This is a genomic window from Cellulomonas sp. EB106-03-03-XG116 (assembly GCF_058792015.1).
Map to the genome: position 1 here is coordinate 1 of NZ_JBYTEP010000050.1, position 17,848 is coordinate 17,848.

At 75.2% G+C, this 17,848-nt stretch carries 14 protein-coding genes; 11 read left to right on the forward strand and 3 right to left on the reverse strand.

What is annotated here, in order from left to right; all coding sequences use genetic code 11:
- Nucleotides 1-33 precede the first annotated feature (33 nt).
- From AC3WUG_RS15820 to AC3WUG_RS15830, 3 genes are all read right to left on the reverse strand, one after another.
- Nucleotides 34-1,131 carry a glycosyltransferase family 2 protein gene (locus AC3WUG_RS15820; RefSeq protein WP_492328543.1) on the reverse strand — a complete coding sequence of 366 codons (1,098 nt, stop codon included), beginning with the start codon at nt 1,129-1,131 and terminating at the stop codon, nt 34-36.
- On the reverse strand, nt 1,128-1,967 hold the full coding sequence (locus AC3WUG_RS15825) for a polysaccharide deacetylase family protein (RefSeq protein ID WP_492328544.1): 840 nt from the start codon (nt 1,965-1,967) through the stop codon (nt 1,128-1,130). The genes AC3WUG_RS15820 and AC3WUG_RS15825 overlap by 4 nt, the downstream gene beginning before the upstream one ends.
- Nucleotides 1,968-2,135: 168 nt before the next feature.
- Nucleotides 2,136-3,833 carry a GMC oxidoreductase gene (locus AC3WUG_RS15830; RefSeq protein ID WP_492328545.1) on the reverse strand — a complete coding sequence of 566 codons (1,698 nt, stop codon included), beginning with the start codon at nt 3,831-3,833 and terminating at the stop codon, nt 2,136-2,138.
- Between the two features lie 250 nt (nt 3,834-4,083).
- Here AC3WUG_RS15830 and AC3WUG_RS15835 point away from each other — a divergent pair, with 250 nt between their 5' ends.
- From AC3WUG_RS15835 to AC3WUG_RS15885, 11 genes are all read left to right on the forward strand, one after another.
- Nucleotides 4,084-4,908: a glucose-1-phosphate cytidylyltransferase gene (locus AC3WUG_RS15835; RefSeq protein ID WP_492328546.1), complete on the forward strand. Its 825-nt coding sequence runs from the start codon at nt 4,084-4,086 to the stop codon at nt 4,906-4,908.
- Nucleotides 4,909-4,912: 4 nt separating this feature from the next.
- Nucleotides 4,913-5,941, forward strand: a complete 1,029-nt coding sequence (locus tag AC3WUG_RS15840; RefSeq protein WP_492328547.1) for an NAD-dependent epimerase/dehydratase family protein — start codon at nt 4,913-4,915, stop codon at nt 5,939-5,941.
- A complete protein-coding gene (gene rfbC / locus AC3WUG_RS15845) occupies nt 5,938-6,489 on the forward strand; it encodes a dTDP-4-dehydrorhamnose 3,5-epimerase (RefSeq protein WP_492328548.1) in 552 nt (183 codons plus the stop codon). Before AC3WUG_RS15840 ends, rfbC begins: the two co-directional genes overlap by 4 nt.
- Nucleotides 6,486-7,769, forward strand: coding sequence for an NAD(P)H-dependent oxidoreductase (locus tag AC3WUG_RS15850; protein ID WP_492328549.1), 1,284 nt, complete (start codon nt 6,486-6,488; stop codon nt 7,767-7,769). The genes rfbC and AC3WUG_RS15850 overlap by 4 nt, the downstream gene beginning before the upstream one ends.
- Before the next feature lie 323 nt (nt 7,770-8,092).
- Nucleotides 8,093-9,268, forward strand: coding sequence for a glycosyltransferase WbsX family protein (locus tag AC3WUG_RS15855; RefSeq protein ID WP_492328550.1), 1,176 nt, complete (start codon nt 8,093-8,095; stop codon nt 9,266-9,268).
- Nucleotides 9,261-10,331 carry a glycosyltransferase family 4 protein gene (locus AC3WUG_RS15860; RefSeq protein ID WP_492328551.1) on the forward strand — a complete coding sequence of 357 codons (1,071 nt, stop codon included), beginning with the start codon at nt 9,261-9,263 and terminating at the stop codon, nt 10,329-10,331. Before AC3WUG_RS15855 ends, AC3WUG_RS15860 begins: the two co-directional genes overlap by 8 nt.
- Entirely contained in the window at nt 10,328-11,536 is a 1,209-nt protein-coding gene (locus tag AC3WUG_RS15865; protein ID WP_166944183.1) for an ABC transporter ATP-binding protein, read from the forward strand. The genes AC3WUG_RS15860 and AC3WUG_RS15865 overlap by 4 nt, the downstream gene beginning before the upstream one ends.
- A gap of 3 nt (nt 11,537-11,539) precedes the next feature.
- The gene (locus tag AC3WUG_RS15870) at nt 11,540-12,364 is read left to right on the forward strand and encodes an ABC transporter permease (protein WP_492328552.1); all 825 of its coding nucleotides are present in this window, start codon (nt 11,540-11,542) and stop codon (nt 12,362-12,364) included.
- 1 nt (nt 12,365) lies between these two features.
- Nucleotides 12,366-15,674 (forward strand): galactose-binding domain-containing protein, encoded by a 3,309-nt coding sequence (locus AC3WUG_RS15875; RefSeq protein ID WP_492328553.1) that lies wholly within the window; start codon nt 12,366-12,368, stop codon nt 15,672-15,674.
- A gap of 40 nt (nt 15,675-15,714) precedes the next feature.
- On the forward strand, nt 15,715-16,602 hold the full coding sequence (locus tag AC3WUG_RS15880) for a glycosyltransferase family 2 protein (RefSeq protein ID WP_492328554.1): 888 nt from the start codon (nt 15,715-15,717) through the stop codon (nt 16,600-16,602).
- Nucleotides 16,603-16,679: 77 nt separating this feature from the next.
- Entirely contained in the window at nt 16,680-17,840 is a 1,161-nt protein-coding gene (locus AC3WUG_RS15885) for a glycosyltransferase family 4 protein (protein ID WP_492328555.1), read from the forward strand.
- Nucleotides 17,841-17,848: the final 8 nt, after the last annotated feature.

Consider the following 17,848-nt stretch of genomic DNA (forward strand, 5'->3'; position numbering starts at 1 on the left):
GAGATCCACACTCCACTTCTTTCGTCGGCAGCGTCAGATGTGGAGAAGAGACAGGGCGGGGACCGTGCGGTCCGCCGGGGGCGGCGCGGCCGCGGACGCACCGCCGGGGGCGACCCGGGTCACGGCCACCGGGCTCGGGGTGTCGAGGCGCGCGAACGCGAAGCCCAGGCCGAACCCGAGGTCCCAGCACCAGGACCGGAACTCGGCGGCCGAGCGGACGCGGACGAGGTCGCGCGCGACGAGGCGCACGCGGTGCAGGGCCCGCCGGACGCCGACGTGGCCGTCCGGGTGCGCGGCCGTCACGGCCGCCCCGGAGGACGCCACCGGCGCGCTCGCCCCGGCCGCCCCGGCCGCCCCGGCCGCGTGCCCGGGAGCCGCGAGCGCCCGCAACCGCTCCTCCTGCTCCCGGTACCGCAGCGCCAGCCAGTGCTCGCCCGACCCGTAGTGGTACCCCTGCTGGAGCGTCGAGCGCAGCGTCCCGCGCAGCCGCACGTGCAGCACGGCCTCCGGCACCCAGGTCAGCGGCACCCCGGCGAGCTGCACGCGCCAGCACAGGTCCGTGTCCTCGAGGAACAGGCAGCCCGGGTCGAAGCCCCCGACCGCCCGGAACACGTCCGCGCGGATGCCCATGTTCCCGGCCCCGGCGGCGTGCAGCCCGGGCAGCAGCGTGGACTCCTGGAGGCCGGCCGTCTGCGGGATCGTCCGGGAGCGCAGCACGCGCGGCCCGTTCAGCCGCTCGCCGTCGAACCGCCCTGCGACGAACGCGTGCGTGCGCAGCGCGGTGCGCATCGCCACCAGCCAGCCGTCGCCCACGACGTCGTCCGCGTCGCAGAACGCGACCAGCGGCGCGCGCGCGACCGCGACGCCCACGTTGCGGGCCGCGCCGGCCCCGCGGGTGGCGGAGGCGTCGACCACGCGGACCGGCAGCCGGTCCGCGTAGGAGCGGGCCAGGTCCGCGGTGCCGTCGGTCGAGCCGTTGTCGGCGACGACGAGCTCCCAGGGGAACGGCACGCACTGCGCCGCGAGGGCGTCGAGCTGCGCGCCGAGGGTGGCCTCGGCGTCGAACGCGGCGACGACGACGGTGAGCTCGACGCCCGCGGGTCGCGCGACGCCGTCCCGGAGCCCGCTCACGACATCAGCTCCCGGAACACCGAGCGGACCCGGGGGTACCGGCCGAGCAGGCCGCCGACGGTGTCGAAGGTCCAGCCCTCGGCGAGCAGCGGGTCGACGAGCGCCGCGGTGACGGCGGCCTTGTCGAACGTGGGCAGCGACTCGCCGGGGGCCAGCGTCTCGGGGTCGGCCCGGGTGTCGTGCAGCAGCAGGATCCCGCCGGGGTGCAGCGCCGCGCGGGCGCGGGCCGCGACGTCGGCGACCGGGGCGTCGACCCAGTCCTCGGCCCACCCGGACCAGATGACGACGTCGAGCCCGGACCGGGTCCAGCCGCGCAGCGACCGGGGCCGGTGCGCGCCGTAGGGCGGGCGGAACAGGGTGACGGGGACGCCCGCGACGGCCTCGACCCGGCGCCGGGCGTCGGCGACCACGCGGACCGCCTCGGCGTCCTGCAGCCGGTTGAGCCGCCCGTGGTCGGGGCCGTGCAGCGCGAGCTCGTGGCCCTCGGCGACGAGGCGACGCACGAGCTCGGGGTGCGCCTCGGCCGCGTCCGCGAGCACGAAGAACGTGGCGCGCAGGCCCCGGTCGGCGAGCAGGTCGAGCAGCCCCGGCGTGTGGTCCGGGTGCGGGCCGTCGTCGTAGGTGAGCGCGGCGACCGCGTCGGCGGTGGCCACGCACGCGGTGGGCGCGAGGCCCCGGAGCACCGGCCGCGCGAGGCGCAGCAGCGCCCGGTCCGGCAGCGGACGTGGCGCGGGCGCCCCGAACTCGCCCAGGTCGCGCCGCAGCACCAGGAGCTCGCCCGGTCCGCGCGGCGCGGGGCGGGCGCCGTGGTGCTGCGCCGGCTTCTCGACGACCATCGACCTCCCCCTCGCATCGAGCCGTGCGGGACGCCGCAGAACCGCCCGCCGGACGCCAGTGTGCCCGCGGCAACCAGCCCGGTTTGTCCGTTTTGGGGGTTTTCACCCGAACGCTCGACAGGTTTCGCCCGCGTGACGCGCGCCGGCGGGCGCCGCGCCCCCGGGTGGTCACCCCGCCGCGGCCGCCACGTCCCGCGCGCGCTCGACGCCGAGCTCGTCCAGCACGTCCCAGGCGACGCGCGCCGCGAGCGCCACGACGGTCAGCGTGGGGTTCGCGAAGCCGCCGGTCGGGAACACCGACGCCCCGGCGACGTACACGTTCGGCACGCCGTGCACGCGCCCCCGCGGGTCCACCACCCCCGCCGCCGGGTCCTCGGACATCCGCGTCGTCCCGAGGTAGTGGTTGGTCGACGAGCCCAGCACGACCGGGGCGCCGTCGGTGGGCGGCCGGAGCTCGCCGATCCCCGCGTGGCGCACCGCCTCGGCGACCACCGCGTGCGCGCGGGCCACCCCCTCGGCATCCTCGCGGGTCCACGCCCAGTCGACGTGCAGCCGGCGGACGCCGAACGCGTCGCGCCCGGCCCCGAGGGTCACCCGGTTGCGCGCGTGCGGAGCCTGCTCGGCCTGGTGCAGCACCCGGAGGTGGTCGAAGTGCCACGACGGCCGCCGGAAGGTGGACCAGCCGCCGTGCCCGACGTAGGTCGACCGGCGCCCGCCGGAGTGCAGCGCGCGGCGCAGCACGTCGTCGGCCCGGGCCGCGGCCCCGAGCACGTCGACGGCGCGGGGGGCCCGCCCGGCGCGCAGGGCGTCCCGCACCCGCACGGCGGCGTCCCGGGCGGCCTGCTCGCCGTCGCCCGGCTCCCGCCGGCTCGCGTGCCGCGGGAACAGCAGCGTGCTCAGCTGCGGCAGCGGCCCGGCCCGCAGGGCGTCGTCGGCGATCCGCAGGTGCCCCATCACGGGCGTGCCGCGCACGACGCGCAGGTCGTAGAGCGCCATCGTGTCGAGGAGCCCGCGCTCGGCCGGCTCCAGGACGCCGCCGTCGATCAGCGGGTGGTCCATGAAGTACTGCCCGAGCGGGTCCTCGTCGCGCGGCCCGGCGGCGCGCTCGAGCCCGCGGCGCACGTCGCCCGACGCGAGCAGCAGCTGCGTCGTCGCGAACCCGCCCCCGGCCAGCACGACGACGGACGGCCGGACCAGGACCTCGCGGCCCTCGCCGGTGAGCACCCGCAGCTCCGTCGCGCGGCGTGACCCCGGGTCGGTGCGGACCTCCACGACGTAGGCGTGGTGGTAGACCGTCGCCGCGCCGGAGGCCGCGAGCTCCCGCACGTGCCGGTCGGCGAACTCGTCGCGGTCCGCGAACTGGAAGACGTCGGTCTGCAGCGCGGTGCCGTCGAGGGGCAGCCGGGCCGCGCCCGGGGACTCCCAGCCCGCGCCGTGGTAGCCGCTCGGGCCGAGCCCGAACAGCTGCTGGGCGCGCCGGTACCCCGGGGCCAGGTCGCGGCGCGTCAGCGGCCAGCCGCTGCCGGGCATCCAGGGGCGCGGCTCCAGGTCGGCGTCGGAGAGCGGGACCAGCCGCAGCCCGCGCCGCCCGCCCCCCAGGTCGACGCTCCACAGGTTCGCGTTGCCGCCGACCCGCCGCGTGCCGCTGATCTGCTCGACGGTGCCGAACGCGAGGTCGGGGTCGGCGAGCTGCAGGTCGTCGTCCCCCACGTCGGCGGTGGTCCCGCCGGACTCCAGCACGGCGACGACGAGGCCGGCGGCGGCCAGCTCCAGCGCGACGGTGACGCCGGCGGGCCCGGAGCCGACCACCGCGACGTCGGGGGTGAGGACCGCGCCGGGGCGGAGGTGACGGGCGTCGGCGAGCATGTCGGCTCCAGGTGACGGGACGCGGCCGTCGGTCGGGCGGCGGGGATGTTCTACACCCGCCGCGTCGCACCCGACGAACCGCCCCGTGCGCCACCCGGGGGACCCTCGCCACCCGGCCGCGGCCCCCTTGGGGTGATATGTCCGGTTTTCACCCGTTAGTACCTGTCTGGCCTGAAATGCCCGGACTAGCCTCGGGGCTGCCGCGCGGCGTTCGCGGCGCCATCCCACACCCCCCGTCCGAGGAGGAGCCATGACCGCAGGCGACCTGTCGCCCGCCGACATCCCGGTGGTGATCCTGTGCGGGGGCATGGGGACGCGCCTCCGCGAGGCCAGCGAGAAGCTGCCCAAGCCGCTGGTCGACATCGGCGGCCGGCCGATCCTCTGGCACATCATGAAGACGTACAGCGAGCACGGCTTCCGCCGGTTCGTGCTGGCGCTCGGGTACAAGAGCGACCTGATCAAGCAGTACTTCCTGGACTACCGGCACCTGACGTCGGACTTCACGCTGCGCCTCGGCGCGGACGGCGCGGAGTCGGAGCCGGTCTTCCACGGCACCGCCGCGAAGGAGGACTGGGAGATCACGTTCGTCGAGACCGGCCTCACCACGGCGACCGCCGCGCGCATCCGCCGGGTCGCCCAGCACCTCGACGCCGACCGGTTCGCCCTGACGTACGGCGACGGCATCGGCGACGTCGACATCACCGGCGCCCTGCGGCACCACGTCGAGCAGGGGCTGCTCGGGACGCTCACCGGCGTGCACCCGTCCAGCCGCTACGGCGAGATGCGGGTCGAGGGCGACACGGTCGTCGAGTTCAACGAGAAGCCGACCCTGGCCGACGGCTGGGTCAACGGCGGGTTCTTCCTGTTCGAGCGCGAGTTCGTCGACAAGTACCTCGACGACGACCCGGCGGTGATGCTCGAGAGCGCGCCGCTGCAGCAGCTCGCCCGGGACCGCCAGCTCTCCGTGTACGAGCACGAGGGCTTCTGGATGGGCATGGACACGTTCCGTGACTGGACGGAGCTGAACGGACTGTGGGACGCAGGTCGCGCCCCCTGGAAGATCTGGGAGGACTGAGCGCGTGCGCATCCTGGTCACCGGCACCGAGGGCTACCTCGGCAGCCTGCTCGCACCGACGCTGCTGGGCCGCGGCGACGAGGTCACCGGCCTCGACACCGGCTACTACAAGAACGGCTGGCTCTACAACGGCGTCCACGAGACCCCGCACACGCTGGTCAAGGACATCCGGCACGTCACCCCGGACGACCTGGTCGGCTTCGACGCGGTGGTCCACATGGCCGAGCTGTCGAACGACCCGATCGGCGACCGCATCGGCGAGGTCACGTACGACATCAACCACCACGGCTCGGTCGCGCTGGCCTCGGCGGCGAAGCGCGCCGGGGTCTCGCGGTTCGTGTACATGTCGTCCTGCTCGGTCTACGGCGTCGCGGACGGCACGGTCGACGAGACCAGCCCGACCGACCCGCAGACCGCCTACGCCCGGTGCAAGGCCCTGGTCGAGCGCGACGTCACGGCGCTGGCCGACGACGACTTCTCCCCGACGTTCCTGCGGAACGCGACGGCGTTCGGCGCCTCGCCGCGGCAGCGGTTCGACATCGTGCTGAACAACCTGGCCGGCCTGGCCTGGACGACGCACCGGATCGCGATGACGTCCGACGGCACGCCCTGGCGCCCGCTGGTGCACGGCCTGGACATCGCGAAGGCGATCCGCGCCGTGCTCGACGCCCCGCGCGAGGACGTGCACGCGCAGGTGCTCAACGTCGGCGCGGACGCCAACAACTACACGGTGCGCGAGATCGCCGAGACGGTCGGGGCCGAGTTCCCCGGCTGCGAGGTGTCGTTCGGCGAGCCGAGCGCGGACAACCGGTCGTACCGGGTCTCGTTCGCCAAGATCCGCGAGGTGCTCCCCGGCTTCGAGACCGACTGGGACGCCGCCGCCGGCGCCGCCCAGCTGCACCGGGTGTTCGAGCAGATCCAGCTCGACACCGAGACCTTCACCGGGCGCGGCCACACCCGCCTGGCGCAGATCGAGCACCTGCTCAAGACCGGCCAGGTGGACCCGCAGCTCTTCTGGACGGTGAACCCGTGAAGTACACCCCGACCGCCGTCGACGGCGTGATGATCGTCGACCTCGAGCTCCGCTCGGACGACCGGGGGTTCTTCGCCCGGACGTTCGACACGACCGAGTTCGAGGCGCACGGCCTGGACACGACCGTCGCGCAGTGCAACCTGTCGTACAACCACGTGGCCGGGACGCTGCGCGGCCTGCACCGCCAGGTGCCGCCGTACGCCGAGGGCAAGCTCGTCCGGTGCACCGCCGGCGCGATCGTCGACGTGGCCGTGGACGTCCGCCCGGACTCCCCCACCTACGGGGCGCACGTGATGGTCGAGCTCACCGCCGCCAACCGGCGCGCGCTGTTCATCCCGCCGTACGTCGCGCACGGGTACCAGACCCTGGCCGACGACACCGAGGTGATCTACCAGGTCAGCGGCCCGTACGCCCCCGAGGGCGAGCAGGGCTTCCGGTACGACGACGCCGCGTTCGGCATCGAGTGGCCCGTGCCGGTGACGGTGATCTCGGACAAGGACGCCGCCTGGCCGCTGGTCTCCGCCGACGCCGCCGAGGTGGCGCCGTGATCGTCGTCGACTCGCTGCTGAAGGCGCGCCAGGCCGACGGCCGCCCGATCCGGGTGGCCCTGGTCGGCGCCGGGTTCATGGGCCGCGGCCTGGTGAACCAGATCGTCAACTCCGTGCCCGGCATGGACGTCGTCGCCATCGCGGCGCGGCACCCCGAGCAGGGCGTCCGGGCGTACACCGAGGCGGGGCTCACGGGCGTCGTCGAGGTCGACTCCCCCGCCGCCCTCGCCCGCGCCGCCGCCTCCGGCACCCCCGCCGTGACCGCCGACTACCGGGTCGCGATCGCGTCCGACGCGGTCGACGTGGTGGTGGACGTGACCGGCGCCGTGGAGTTCGGCGCGCACGTCGCGCTCGCCTGCTTCGAGCACGGCAAGCACCTGGTGCTGATGAACGCCGAGGTCGACGCCACGGTCGGCGGCGAGCTCGCGCGCCTGGCCGACAAGGCCGGCGTCGTCTACACCGGCTGCGACGGCGACCAGCCCGGCGTGCAGATGAACCTGCACCGGTTCGTCACCGGGCTCGGCCTGACGCCGCTGGTGGCGGGCAACATCAAGGGCCTGCAGGACGAGTACCGCACCCCCACCACGCAGAAGGCGTTCGCCGAGCGGTGGGGGCAGGACCCGCACATGGTCACGTCGTTCGCGGACGGCACCAAGGTGTCGGTGGAGCAGGCGCTGGTCGCCAACGCGACCGGCATGTCCGTGCACCGGCGCGGGATGCTCGGCATGGACCACGACGGGCACGTCGACGAGCTCACCACCCGGTACGACGTCGACGAGCTGCGCGCGCTGGGCGGGGCCGTGGACTACGTCGTCGGTGCGCGCCCCGGGCCCGGCGTCTACATCCTCGCGACGCACGACGACCCGAAGCAGCGGCACTACCTGGAGCTCTACAAGCTGGGCACCGGGCCGCTCTACTCGTTCTACCAGCCGTACCACCTGTGCCACTTCGAGGTGCCGACGACGATCGCCCGGGCCGCGCTGCTCGGCGACGCGACGATCCGGCCGCTCGGGGCGCCGAGTGTCGAGGTCGTGACCACGGCCAAGACCGACCTGGCCGCGGGCACCGTCCTCGACGCGCTCGGCGGGTACCACTACTACGGCCAGGCCGAGAAGGCCGCGGTCACGGCGGGCGAACGCCTCCTCCCGGTCGGCGTCGCGGAGGGCTGCGTGCTCGTCCGGGACGTCCCGAAGGACGCGACGCTCACGTACGACGACGTCCGGCTCCCGGAGGGCCGGCTGGTCGACCGCCTGCGCGAGGCCCAGGCCGCCCTGGCCTGACCCGGGCGCGCCCTCCCCGGGGCCCGAGCCGCCGGATCGCGTCCCCACCCGATCCTCGCGCCGCCTCCCGATGAATCGGGGGGCGGCGCGAGGAAGAGATGGGGATGCGGGGCGCGCGAGCCCGCGCGACCGGAGCGGCTCGCCGAGCGCCTGCGCGCGGATCAGCCGGGCTCGGGCGGCGCATCACCCGGATGCCAGCGGCTTCACCCGGAGTCGGCGGACAAACCGGACAAATCTACTCATAGGCTGCATGCCAGCAGGAACGGGCCTGGGGACGACGACCCGCCCCCCGGCCACCCAGGACCACCAGGAGAGGGGGGACCGTGGCGTCCACCGACAGCAGCACGGACCTGCGCGCCCGCGCCGTCACGTTCTACCTGCCCCAGTACCACCCGGTGCCGGAGAACGACGCGTGGTGGGGCCCGGGCTTCACCGAGTGGCGCAACGCCGCGAAGGCCCGCCCCCTGTTCCGGGGCCACAACCAGCCGCACCTCCCGGCGGACCTGGGTTTCTACGACCTGCGGATGCCCGAGGCCCGCGAGGCGCAGAGCGACCTCGCGCAGCGGTACGGCGTCGAGGCGTTCATCTACTGGCACTACTGGTTCGGCGGCGGCCGGCGGATCCTCGAGCGCCCGTTCACCGAGGTGCTCGCGTCCGGCGCCCCGTCCGTCAAGTTCTGCCTCGCGTGGGCCAACCAGACCTGGAGCGGCATCTGGCACGGCGCCAGCGACCGCATCCTCATGGAGCAGACCTACCCCGGCCCCGAGGACGAGCAGGCCCACTTCGACTCGCTGCTGCCCGCGTTCCAGGACGAGCGCTACCTCCGGGTGGACGACCGCCCGGTGTTCTACGTGTTCCGACCGGAGGACCTGCCGGACGCCGCGGCGTTCGTCGACCGCTGGCAGGCGATGGCCCGCGCGGCCGGCCTGCCGGGGCTGTACCTGGTCGCCGAGGTCTCCGACCTGCTCGGCCGCGGGCCGAAGTACACCGACGTGGACGCGGCGGGCTTCGACGCCGGCGTGTACATGCGGATCCCCGCCCGGCAGACCCGCGCGGACGTGCTGCGGATGCGGATCGGCCGGAAGCTGGGCCGACCCGAGGTGTACCCGTACGCGCCCGACTTCCAGCCCGCCCCGCAGGGGATCTCCGAGAACCTGCAGCCGTGCATCTACCCGAACTGGGACAACACCCCCCGGTCGGGCGCGCGCGGGCTCGCGGTCACCGGCTCCTCCCCCGAGCTGTTCGGCCGGCACGTGCGCCAGGCCGTCGACACCCTCGCCGACCGCCGCCCCGACGAGCGGCTGCTCTGGGTCAAGTCCTGGAACGAGTGGGCCGAGGGCAACTACCTCGAGCCCGACCTGGAGCACGGGCACGCGTGGCTCGAGGCGCTGCGCGCCGGGCTGGCGGGGACGAGCACCCTGGCCACCGAGCCGGCGCGCGTGCTGACCCCGCACCCGCTGGCGACCCCGGCCCCGACGGACGGCGTCGCGCATGGGTGAGGCCGCGACCGCCCCGCTGCGCATCGCGATGCTGTCCTACTACCTCCCGTCGGGCAGCAAGATCGGCGTCGGCTTCCAGGCCCACGAGCTCGCCACCGAGCTCGCCCGAAGGGGCCACCAGGTCGACATGTTCAGCGACTGCCCGCCCGTCCCGGGCGCGACCTACGGCCACCGGCACGTCGCCATGTCCGGCTCGCTGCGCACGTTCCGGTTCGCGACCGACCTGCGCAAGCAGGACTTCACCGGCTACGACGTGCTGCACGCGCACGGCGACGACTACTGGCTGTGGCGCCGGCGCGCGCCGCTGCACGTCCGCACGGTGCACGGCTCCTGCTTCGAGGAGGCGCGGCACATCCGCGGCGCCAAGGAGAAGCTCCGGATGCTGCTGCTCGGCATGACCGAGGTGCTCGCGTCCGTCGTCGCCGACCGGGTCGTCGTGGTGTCCCCGCAGACCCGGCGCTGGGTGCCGCGGTCGCACGACGTCATCCCGAACGGCGTCGACACCGCCCGGTTCACGCCGGGCGACTCCGAGGGCCGCGCCGACCGCCCGGTCGTGCTGTTCGTCGGCACCTGGCACGGCCGCAAGCGCGGCAAGGACCTGGCGGCGGCGTTCGCCCGGGACGTGCTGCCGCGGGTGCCGGAGGCCGAGCTGTGGATGGTCACGCGGGACGCCCCCGCCGACCCCGGGCCCGGCATCACGGTGCTCGGCCGGCTGTCCGACGAGGACCTCGCCGACGCCTACCGCCGCGCCTGGGTGTTCTGCCTGCCGTCGTCCTACGAGGGCTTCGGCATCCCGTACGCGGAGGCGATGGCCAGCGGCCTGCCGGTCGTGGCCACCCCGAACGTCGGCGCCCGGTACGTCTCCGACGAGGGCCGCGCCGCGGTGCTCGCCGAGCTGGACGACCTGGGCACCGCGCTGGCCGACGTGCTGCTCGACGCCCCGCGCCGCGCGGCGCTCTCCGCCGCGGGGCTCGAGCGGTCCCGCGCCTTCTCGCTCACCGCCGTCGCCGACGCCTACGAGCGCCTGTACACGACCCCCCAGCAGCACGGAGACCAGTCATGACCGATGTCGCCATCCGGGCCGCCGGGGTCGGGAAGTCGTACCGGATCGCCACGTCCGACGACGCCCCGTCCACGGCCGCCGAGGCGGTGCTCCAGCGCCTGCGGCACCCGCTGCAGCGCGCGCAGTACGAGGAGTTCCGCGCGCTCGACGACGTGAGCTTCGAGATCCCGCGGGGCGAGGCCGTGGGCATCCTGGGCCGCAACGGCGCCGGGAAGTCGACGCTGCTCAAGCTGCTCACCCGCGTCGCCGCGCCCACCCGGGGCCGGATCGAGCTCGCGGGCCGGGTGGGCTCGCTGCTGGAGGTCGGCACCGGCTTCCACCCGGAGCTCACCGGCCGCGAGAACGTGTTCCTCAACGGCACGCTGCTCGGGATGCGCAAGAGCGAGATCAAGCAGCGCTTCGACGAGATCGTGGCGTTCTCGGGCGTCGAGAAGTTCCTCGACACCCCGGTGAAGCGCTACTCCTCCGGCATGTACGTCCGGCTGGCGTTCGCGGTCGCCGCGCACCTCGACACCGAGATCCTCGCGGTCGACGAGGTGCTCGCGGTCGGCGACGCCGAGTTCCAGGCCAAGTGCCTCGACCGGATGCGCACCGTCGCGTCCGAGGGCCGCACCGTGCTGTACGTGTCGCACCAGGTGCAGACCGTCAAGACGCTGTGCACCTCGGCGATCTTCCTGGAGCACGGCAACCTCGTCATGCACGGCACGGTCGACGACGCGATCGAGCTCTACCAGACCAGCCGGGACCGGGTCGCGATCAGCCAGACCGACATCGACCGGCGCCCCGGCACCGGCGAGGTCCGGATCACGTCCGCGACGGTGTCGAGCCCGCTGTACAAGACCACCGAGCCGAAGACCATCGAGTTCCTGGTCTCGGCCAACGCCGACTACATCGGCAAGTACTTCGTGTCCTGCCACATCAACGACCGGCACGGCACCACGATCCTGCAGTGCGACTCCCGGGTCAGCGGCCTGTGGCTCGACCCGGCGCAGGAGCAGAAGATCGCGCTCACCATCAAGGAGCCCTGGCTCAAGCCCGGCGAGTACACCGTCGACCTGTTCGTGTGCTCCTCCGGGGTGCTCGACTCGTTCGAGGGCGCCGGCCGGTTCGAGATCCACCCGGTGCTGCCCTACCCGCAGGCGGTCTCCGACGAGGGGCTCGACGCGGGCCTCGTCCTCGCCGACTTCGACTACGAGAGGCGCTGAGCGATGGCCACGCGCACGACTGTCATCAACCCGCCCGGGCGCCTGCCGCTGCCGGCGTGGCGCGAGATGTGGGAGGCCCGCGAGGTCTTCACGCGGTTCGGGATCCGCGATCTCAAGCTGCGCTACCGGCAGACCGCGCTCGGCGTGATCTGGGTGGTGCTGCAGCCGCTGCTGAGCGCCGGCATCTTCTCGATCGTGTTCGGCCAGATCGCCGACCTGTCCAGCGACGGCGTGCCCTACTTCGTGTTCTCGTTCACCGGCATGCTGGCGTGGACCCTGTTCAACGGCATCGTGTCCCGGGCCGCGCCGTCGCTGGTGAACAACCAGGCACTCGTGTCGAAGGTGTTCTTCCCGCGGCTGCTCGTCCCGCTGTCCTCGGTGCTGTCGGTGCTGGTGGACTTCCTGGTGGCGGGCGTCCTGATGGTCGGCCTGATCGTCTGGTACGACATCCCGCTCACCTGGGCCCTGCTCACGCTCCCCCTGTGGATCCTCGCGGTGATCCTGCTGGGCTCCGGCCTCGGCATGGCCGCCTCCGCGCTCATGGTGAAGTTCCGCGACATCGCCTACGTGGTGCCGTTCGCGCTGCAGACCCTGCTGTACGCCAGCCCGCTGGCGTACTCGCTGAGCGAGGTGGGCGACAGCATCCGCTGGCTGTTCGACATCAACCCGCTGACCTGGATCCTCGAGGGCTTCCGCTGGTCGCTCCTCGGCCTCGCGCAGCCGGAGACGTGGCAGATGGCCGCGACCGCGGGGGTGAGCGTCGCGGTGTTCGTCGGCGGCGCGCTGATCTTCTCGAAGATGGAACGCGGCTTCGCGGACGTGATCTGACGTGGCCGCGCCCGCCGTCCCGCCGGTCGACCCGCCCCCCGGCGCCCCCGCCCCGGCCCCCCGCCGCCGGTGGGGCCGCCGCGGCGTGGTCCTGGGCCTGACCGCGGTCCTCGGGGCCTCGGCCGGGATCGGGGTGTGGCAGCTCGCCGCGCAGCAGCCCGGCACCGGCGACGGCGCGGTGGCCAGCGCCCCGACGGCCGGCGACCCCGCGGCGCGGATGTGCGGCGTCGCCGACCCCGACCGGTACGCGGCGCTGGCCGCCGACGCCCCGGTCGCGGACGTGCAGGACCTCGCCGACCTGGGCGACGTGGTGCCGCTCCAGCTCGCGGCGGCCGGCGACCACGTGGCCGCGCTGCAGCGCGACGGCGGCAGCACGACGATCAGCCGCTGGACGTCCGCCGGGAAGGCCGGCACGCCCGTGGTGGTCGACGGCGGCGACGACGCGCCGGGCAGCTTCGCCCTGACGACCGACGGCGGCGTGCTCACGACCGACGGCTCGGCCGCCGGCACGACCGTGGCGCTGTGGGCCGCCGGGTCCGCCGACCCCGGGACCACCTGGGACCTGGCGGGCCTCGACCGCGGCGAGGTCCGGGCGGTGCTCGGCTGGACGGCGGGCCGCTCCGGCGTGCTCGCGACGGTCGTGCTCGCCGACTCGCACCGGCTGGCGCTGCTGCGCGCCGACGGCACCGTGGACGGCGACGGCCCGGAGCTCGAGTGGGGCTCCTACCCCCGGTTCTACCCGCAGGACGACGGCTCGCTCGTGCTGATGAGCGACGCCGACGACCAGTCGTCGTCGATCGCGCTCGTGCGGTACGCCGCGGACGGCACCCCCGGCCTGCGGATCGAGGGGCCGCTGTCGGGCGGGTCGAACGGCGGCGCGCCGGGCCTGGACCACCCGACGGGCGTGGCCACGGCCGCGGACGGCGGCCTGCTGCTCGCCGGGCCGACCTGGCGGCTGCTCGAGGTCGGCCCCGACGGCGTGTGGCGGCGCCAGTCGCTGTCCGGCGAGGGCCAGGGCTCGACCTTCCGGTTCGCCGACCTGACGCCGTTCGTGCGCGGCGGCGACGCCGTCTACTTCGCCTCCCCCCGCGAGGACGGTGGCCTGCAGCTGTCCCGCGTCGAGGACGCCGACCTGGACCTGCTGCTCGACGCCCCCATCACCTGGGACGTGAACCACGCGTCCTCGCTCGACCTGCTGGGCTTCGGCGCGGGCCTGGGCACGGACGCGGCCGACGACTACTTCGCGGCCGGGACGACGCCCGCGGTGCACGCCGCGTTCGCCCCGTCCTGGGGCCCGCTCGCCGACGCCTACGAGCTCCGCTACGAGGTGACCGGCGACCCGTGGCTGGACCCGCCCGTCGCGGCCACCTCCGGCACCGTGGCGATCCCGGCCGACGGCGGCGACGTGCCGCTCGACCTGCCCGCGGCGCGCCCCGGGCCGTACGAGGTGCACGCCACGCTCGTCGAGAAGGCGACCGGCGCCGTCCGCACCGCCACCTGCTTGCGGTACGCCGTCGGCGCCGAGGGCGCGACCTTCGACCCGGCCTCGCTCGCGGAGGGCGCCGACTGGGGCGGCCCCGGCCCGCTGCGCGGCGTCCAGCTCGCGGCGCAGCTCGGGCTCGGCAGCCACCGCGTGCAGCTCGACTTCGGCCGGCTGGTGCCGGACGTCACGGCCACCCCGTCCGCGGCCGGGCTCGACCTGGCGGCGCTGCCCGGGGCGGAGCAGGGCGACCCGTTCGCCGGGATCGACGCCGCCGCGGCGCTGGCCGCCGACTCCGACGTGCAGCTCTACGTCCAGGTCGGCCAGGGCGGCGAGGCGGAGGCCGAGGCCGTCGCCGACGGCACCTGGGGGGCCTGGGTCCGGGTGATCGCGGAGGCGCTGCACGCCGGCGCGCCCGACCTGCACCTCTGGGCGCCGTGGAACGAGCCGAACAACACCGGCTTCGGCGACGGCGCCGCCTACGCCACGCAGGTGCTCGCGCCGTTCGCCGAGGCCGTGCGCGGGGCCGACCCGCGGGCCCGGGTCATCGGCGGCAACGCGCTGAACGTCGTCGTGCCCTGGTACCAGCAGGTGGTCGACGCCGGCGGCTGCGCGTCGATGGACGTCGTCGGGATCCACCCCTACACCGGGTTCAACCGGTCCTGGGACGAGGAGGGCGCCGACGGCCCGATCGGCCAGATCACCGCCCTGCGGCAGGTGCTCGCGGCGTGCGGGGCGGACGTGCCCGTCTGGGACACCGAGTCCGGCTGGTGGTCGGACGGCCCGGCGAACCACTGGGCGCAGGCCTACGACGTCGCCCGCTCCCTGCTGTGGATGCGCGAGCTCGGCGTCGACGAGTGGATGTACTTCTTCAGCGAGGGCGGCTGGGGCGAGGGCGGCTTCACCTGGTCGCTCGTGCAGCTCGGCTCCTTCGTGAAGCCCGGCGCGCTGGCGATGGCCGCGGTGTCCGGGGTCCTGGACGGCCGCGGCGCGCCCGACGTGCTCGACACCGGCGACCCGGCGCTGCACGCCATGGCGTTCGGCCCGGCGACCGGGACGCCCTCGGCCGCGGGCAACCCCGCCCCCGCCGGGACGCGCGACGACCCGCTGCTCGCGGTCTGGACGCAGGACGAGGTGACCTCGGCGCTCGTCACCGCGGACGCCGCGACCACCGTCACGGTGACCGACGTCTACGGCGGCACCCGGACGGTCGACCTCGCGGCCGGCGCGCCGACCGCGCTGCCGGTCACCGGGTCGCCGGTGTTCCTCACCGCGGACGCGGGGCTGACCGTCGCCCCGGCCGCCGACGCGGGCGCCGACCTGCTGGCCGGCGGCACGGTCACGGCGAGCTCCAGCACGGACGGCACCGACCCGGCCGACCTGGTCGCCGAGGGCGGCGCGGGCGCGAACCCGTGGCGCGCGGGGGCCCGCACGGACGACGGCCCGGACGACAGCCCGTGGGTGCAGGTCGACCTCGCGTCGCCCGCGACGGTCGACCGGGTGGTCGTGGAGAGCGCCGGCATCCGGTGCTGCACCTCGGGGGTCCGGGCCTACACCGTCGAGGTGCAGGACGAGGACGGCGCGTGGCAGGAGGTCGGCCGGCAGGACGGGCTGTTCCTGGCCCGCACCACGTCGGTGACCTTCGAGCCCCGCACCGTCACGGCGGTCCGGGTGCAGGTGCCGTCGACCACCACCCGGGGGATCACCGTCCCCGACGTGAACTACTCCGGCCAGTCCGGCGGGCTGCTGCCCGCGTGGGAGCCCGTCCAGCCCGAGCCGACCTGGCCCGTGTCGCTGGTGCGGCTCGCCGCCTACGGGCCCGCCGCATGACCGACCCGACCGCCACCCGCTCCCAGGAGGGACGACGACGATGAGCCCCAGGGCCACCGTGGGCATGCCCGTCTACAACGGCGAGAAGTACCTGCCCGCCGCGCTCGACTCGGTGCGGGAGCAGGACGAGGCCGACCTCGAGATCGTGATCTCGGACAACGCCTCGACCGACGCCACCGAGGAGATCTGCCGCGCCGCCGCGGCCGAGGACGACCGCATCCGGTACGTCCGGCTGCCCGAGAACCGGGGCGGGCGGTTCAACTTCAACCACGTGCTGTCCCTGGCGACCGCCCCGTACTTCACCTGGGCCGCCGCCGACGACATCCGGCGCCCGGCGTTCGTGCGGCGCTGCCTGGAGGTGTTCGCCGAGTCGGACCCGGCGACCGTCCTGGTGTACCCGCGCACGCAGATCATCGACGCGGGCGGGATCGTCACCGAGGACCTGAACGACGCCGACCTCGCGTGCGACGAGCCCACCCCGCACGAGCGGATGGGCCACTTCCTGCGGGCGCAGGCGGCGCACCTGTTCTACGGCCTGCACCGCACCGAGGCGCTGCGCCGCACGCGCGGCATCCGGCCGACGGTCGGCAACGACCTGGTGATCCTGGCCGAGCTCGCCTGCCAGGGTCCGTTCGCGCTCGTGCCCGAGCAGCTGTTCCTCCAGCGCCGGCACAGCGAGCAGTTCTCCCAGCAGGGCCAGGCGCAGGTGGCGTGGCACGCCCCGTCGGCGTCCGTGCGGTTCGCGTTCCCGCACACGAAGGTGAGCGTCGAGCTCGCCCGCGGGGTGCTGGCGTCGGACGCGCCGGCCGCCGAGAAGGCCCGGGCGCTGGCGACGATCCCCGTGGCGTGGACGCTGCCGCGCTGGCGCGGGCCGGCCGCGGACGTGTGGGCCGCGCTCGGGCTCGAGCCGCGGAGCCGGCGGCGGTGAGCGGGTCCGGCGGTCCTGCGGGGCCGGGCGGCGGGGCGGGCGCGAGTGCGGCCGGCGCGGCGGGCGCGGCCGCGCGCGTGCCCGAGGTGCACGTGCTCACGCCCGGCGACCACTTCTCCCCGCGCACCGGCTCGGCGATCCCGACGGTCGTCGACGGCCTGTGCGCAGCGCTGCCCGCCGGCGCGGCCCCGCGGCCCCGGGTCGTGGTCGCGGACGGCACCTACCCCGACCGGTACGCGAGCGCCGAGCCGGTGGGCTACCCGCTCGCCACCGCGCGCCCGGCGGACCGGTACGTCGACGCCCTCGCCGGCCGCCTGGGCCTCCCCCGCCCGGGCGTGCGGCGCGCGCTGCGCCCGACGCTCGGCGACCAGGACGCGTGGGAGCCCGGCGTGGTGCTCGCGCACAACGCCCCGCAGCTCGTCCCGCTGGTGCACGACCGGCACGCGGCGGTCCTGTACGCGCACAACCTGCTGCTGCGCACCTACTCCCCCCGGGAGGCCGACAAGGTGCTCGGCCGGGCCGCCGCGATCGTGTGCGTGAGCGGCGCGCTCGCCGACCAGACCGCGGCGCACCTGCCCGCGCGGCTGCGCCACCGGCTGCGGGTGGTGCCGAACGGCGTCGACACCACCCGGTTCGTGCCGCGCGCGGACCCGGCCCGCGGCGAGCGGCTGCGGGTGCTGTTCGTCGGCCGGATGATCCCGGACAAGGGCGCGGACGTGGTGCTGGACGCCGTCGCGCGGCTCGGCCGCGACGACATCGAGCTCACCGTGGTCGGCTCGCAGAACTTCGACGCGGGCGCGGCGCCGTCGCCGTACGAGCGGGACCTGCGCGCGCAGGCCGCCGCGCTGGGCGACCGGGTGCGGCTGCTGCCGTTCACCCCGCGCGCCGAGGTCGCCGCGGTGTACCGGGACGCGGACGTCGTGGTCGTGCCCTCGCGGTGGGCGGAGCCGTTCGCGCTCACCGTCATGGAGGGCATGGCCAGCGGGGTCCCCGTCGTGGCGTCGGCCATCGGCGGCATCCCCGAGGTCGCGGGCGACGCCGGCGTGCTCGTGCGCCCGGACGACCCGGCGGAGCTCGCCGCGGCGCTGGAGGCGCTCGCCGACGACGAGGCGCTGCGCCGCCGGATCGGGTCGCGCTGCCGGTCCTGGGCCCGGACGCACGACTGGGCCTGGGCGCGGGGCCGGCTGGACGCCGTGCTCACCGAGGTGGCGGGTGTTTCACCCACGCCGGTCGGGTGAACCTTTTG

Excerpts from the sequence above, each read along its gene's own strand:
- AC3WUG_RS15835 (WP_492328546.1), top strand. The coding sequence starts at position 4,084 with ATGACCGCAGGCGACCTGTCGCCCGCCGACATCCCGGTGGTGATCCTG.
- AC3WUG_RS15860 (WP_492328551.1), top strand. The coding sequence starts at position 9,261 with ATGGGTGAGGCCGCGACCGCCCCGCTGCGCATCGCGATGCTGTCCTAC.
- AC3WUG_RS15865 (WP_166944183.1), top strand. The coding sequence starts at position 10,328 with ATGACCGATGTCGCCATCCGGGCCGCCGGGGTCGGGAAGTCGTACCGG.
- AC3WUG_RS15830 (WP_492328545.1), bottom strand. The coding sequence starts at position 3,833 with ATGCTCGCCGACGCCCGTCACCTCCGCCCCGGCGCGGTCCTCACCCCC.
- AC3WUG_RS15870 (WP_492328552.1), top strand. The coding sequence starts at position 11,540 with ATGGCCACGCGCACGACTGTCATCAACCCGCCCGGGCGCCTGCCGCTG.
- AC3WUG_RS15880 (WP_492328554.1), top strand. The coding sequence starts at position 15,715 with ATGAGCCCCAGGGCCACCGTGGGCATGCCCGTCTACAACGGCGAGAAG.
- AC3WUG_RS15825 (WP_492328544.1), bottom strand. The coding sequence starts at position 1,967 with ATGGTCGTCGAGAAGCCGGCGCAGCACCACGGCGCCCGCCCCGCGCCG.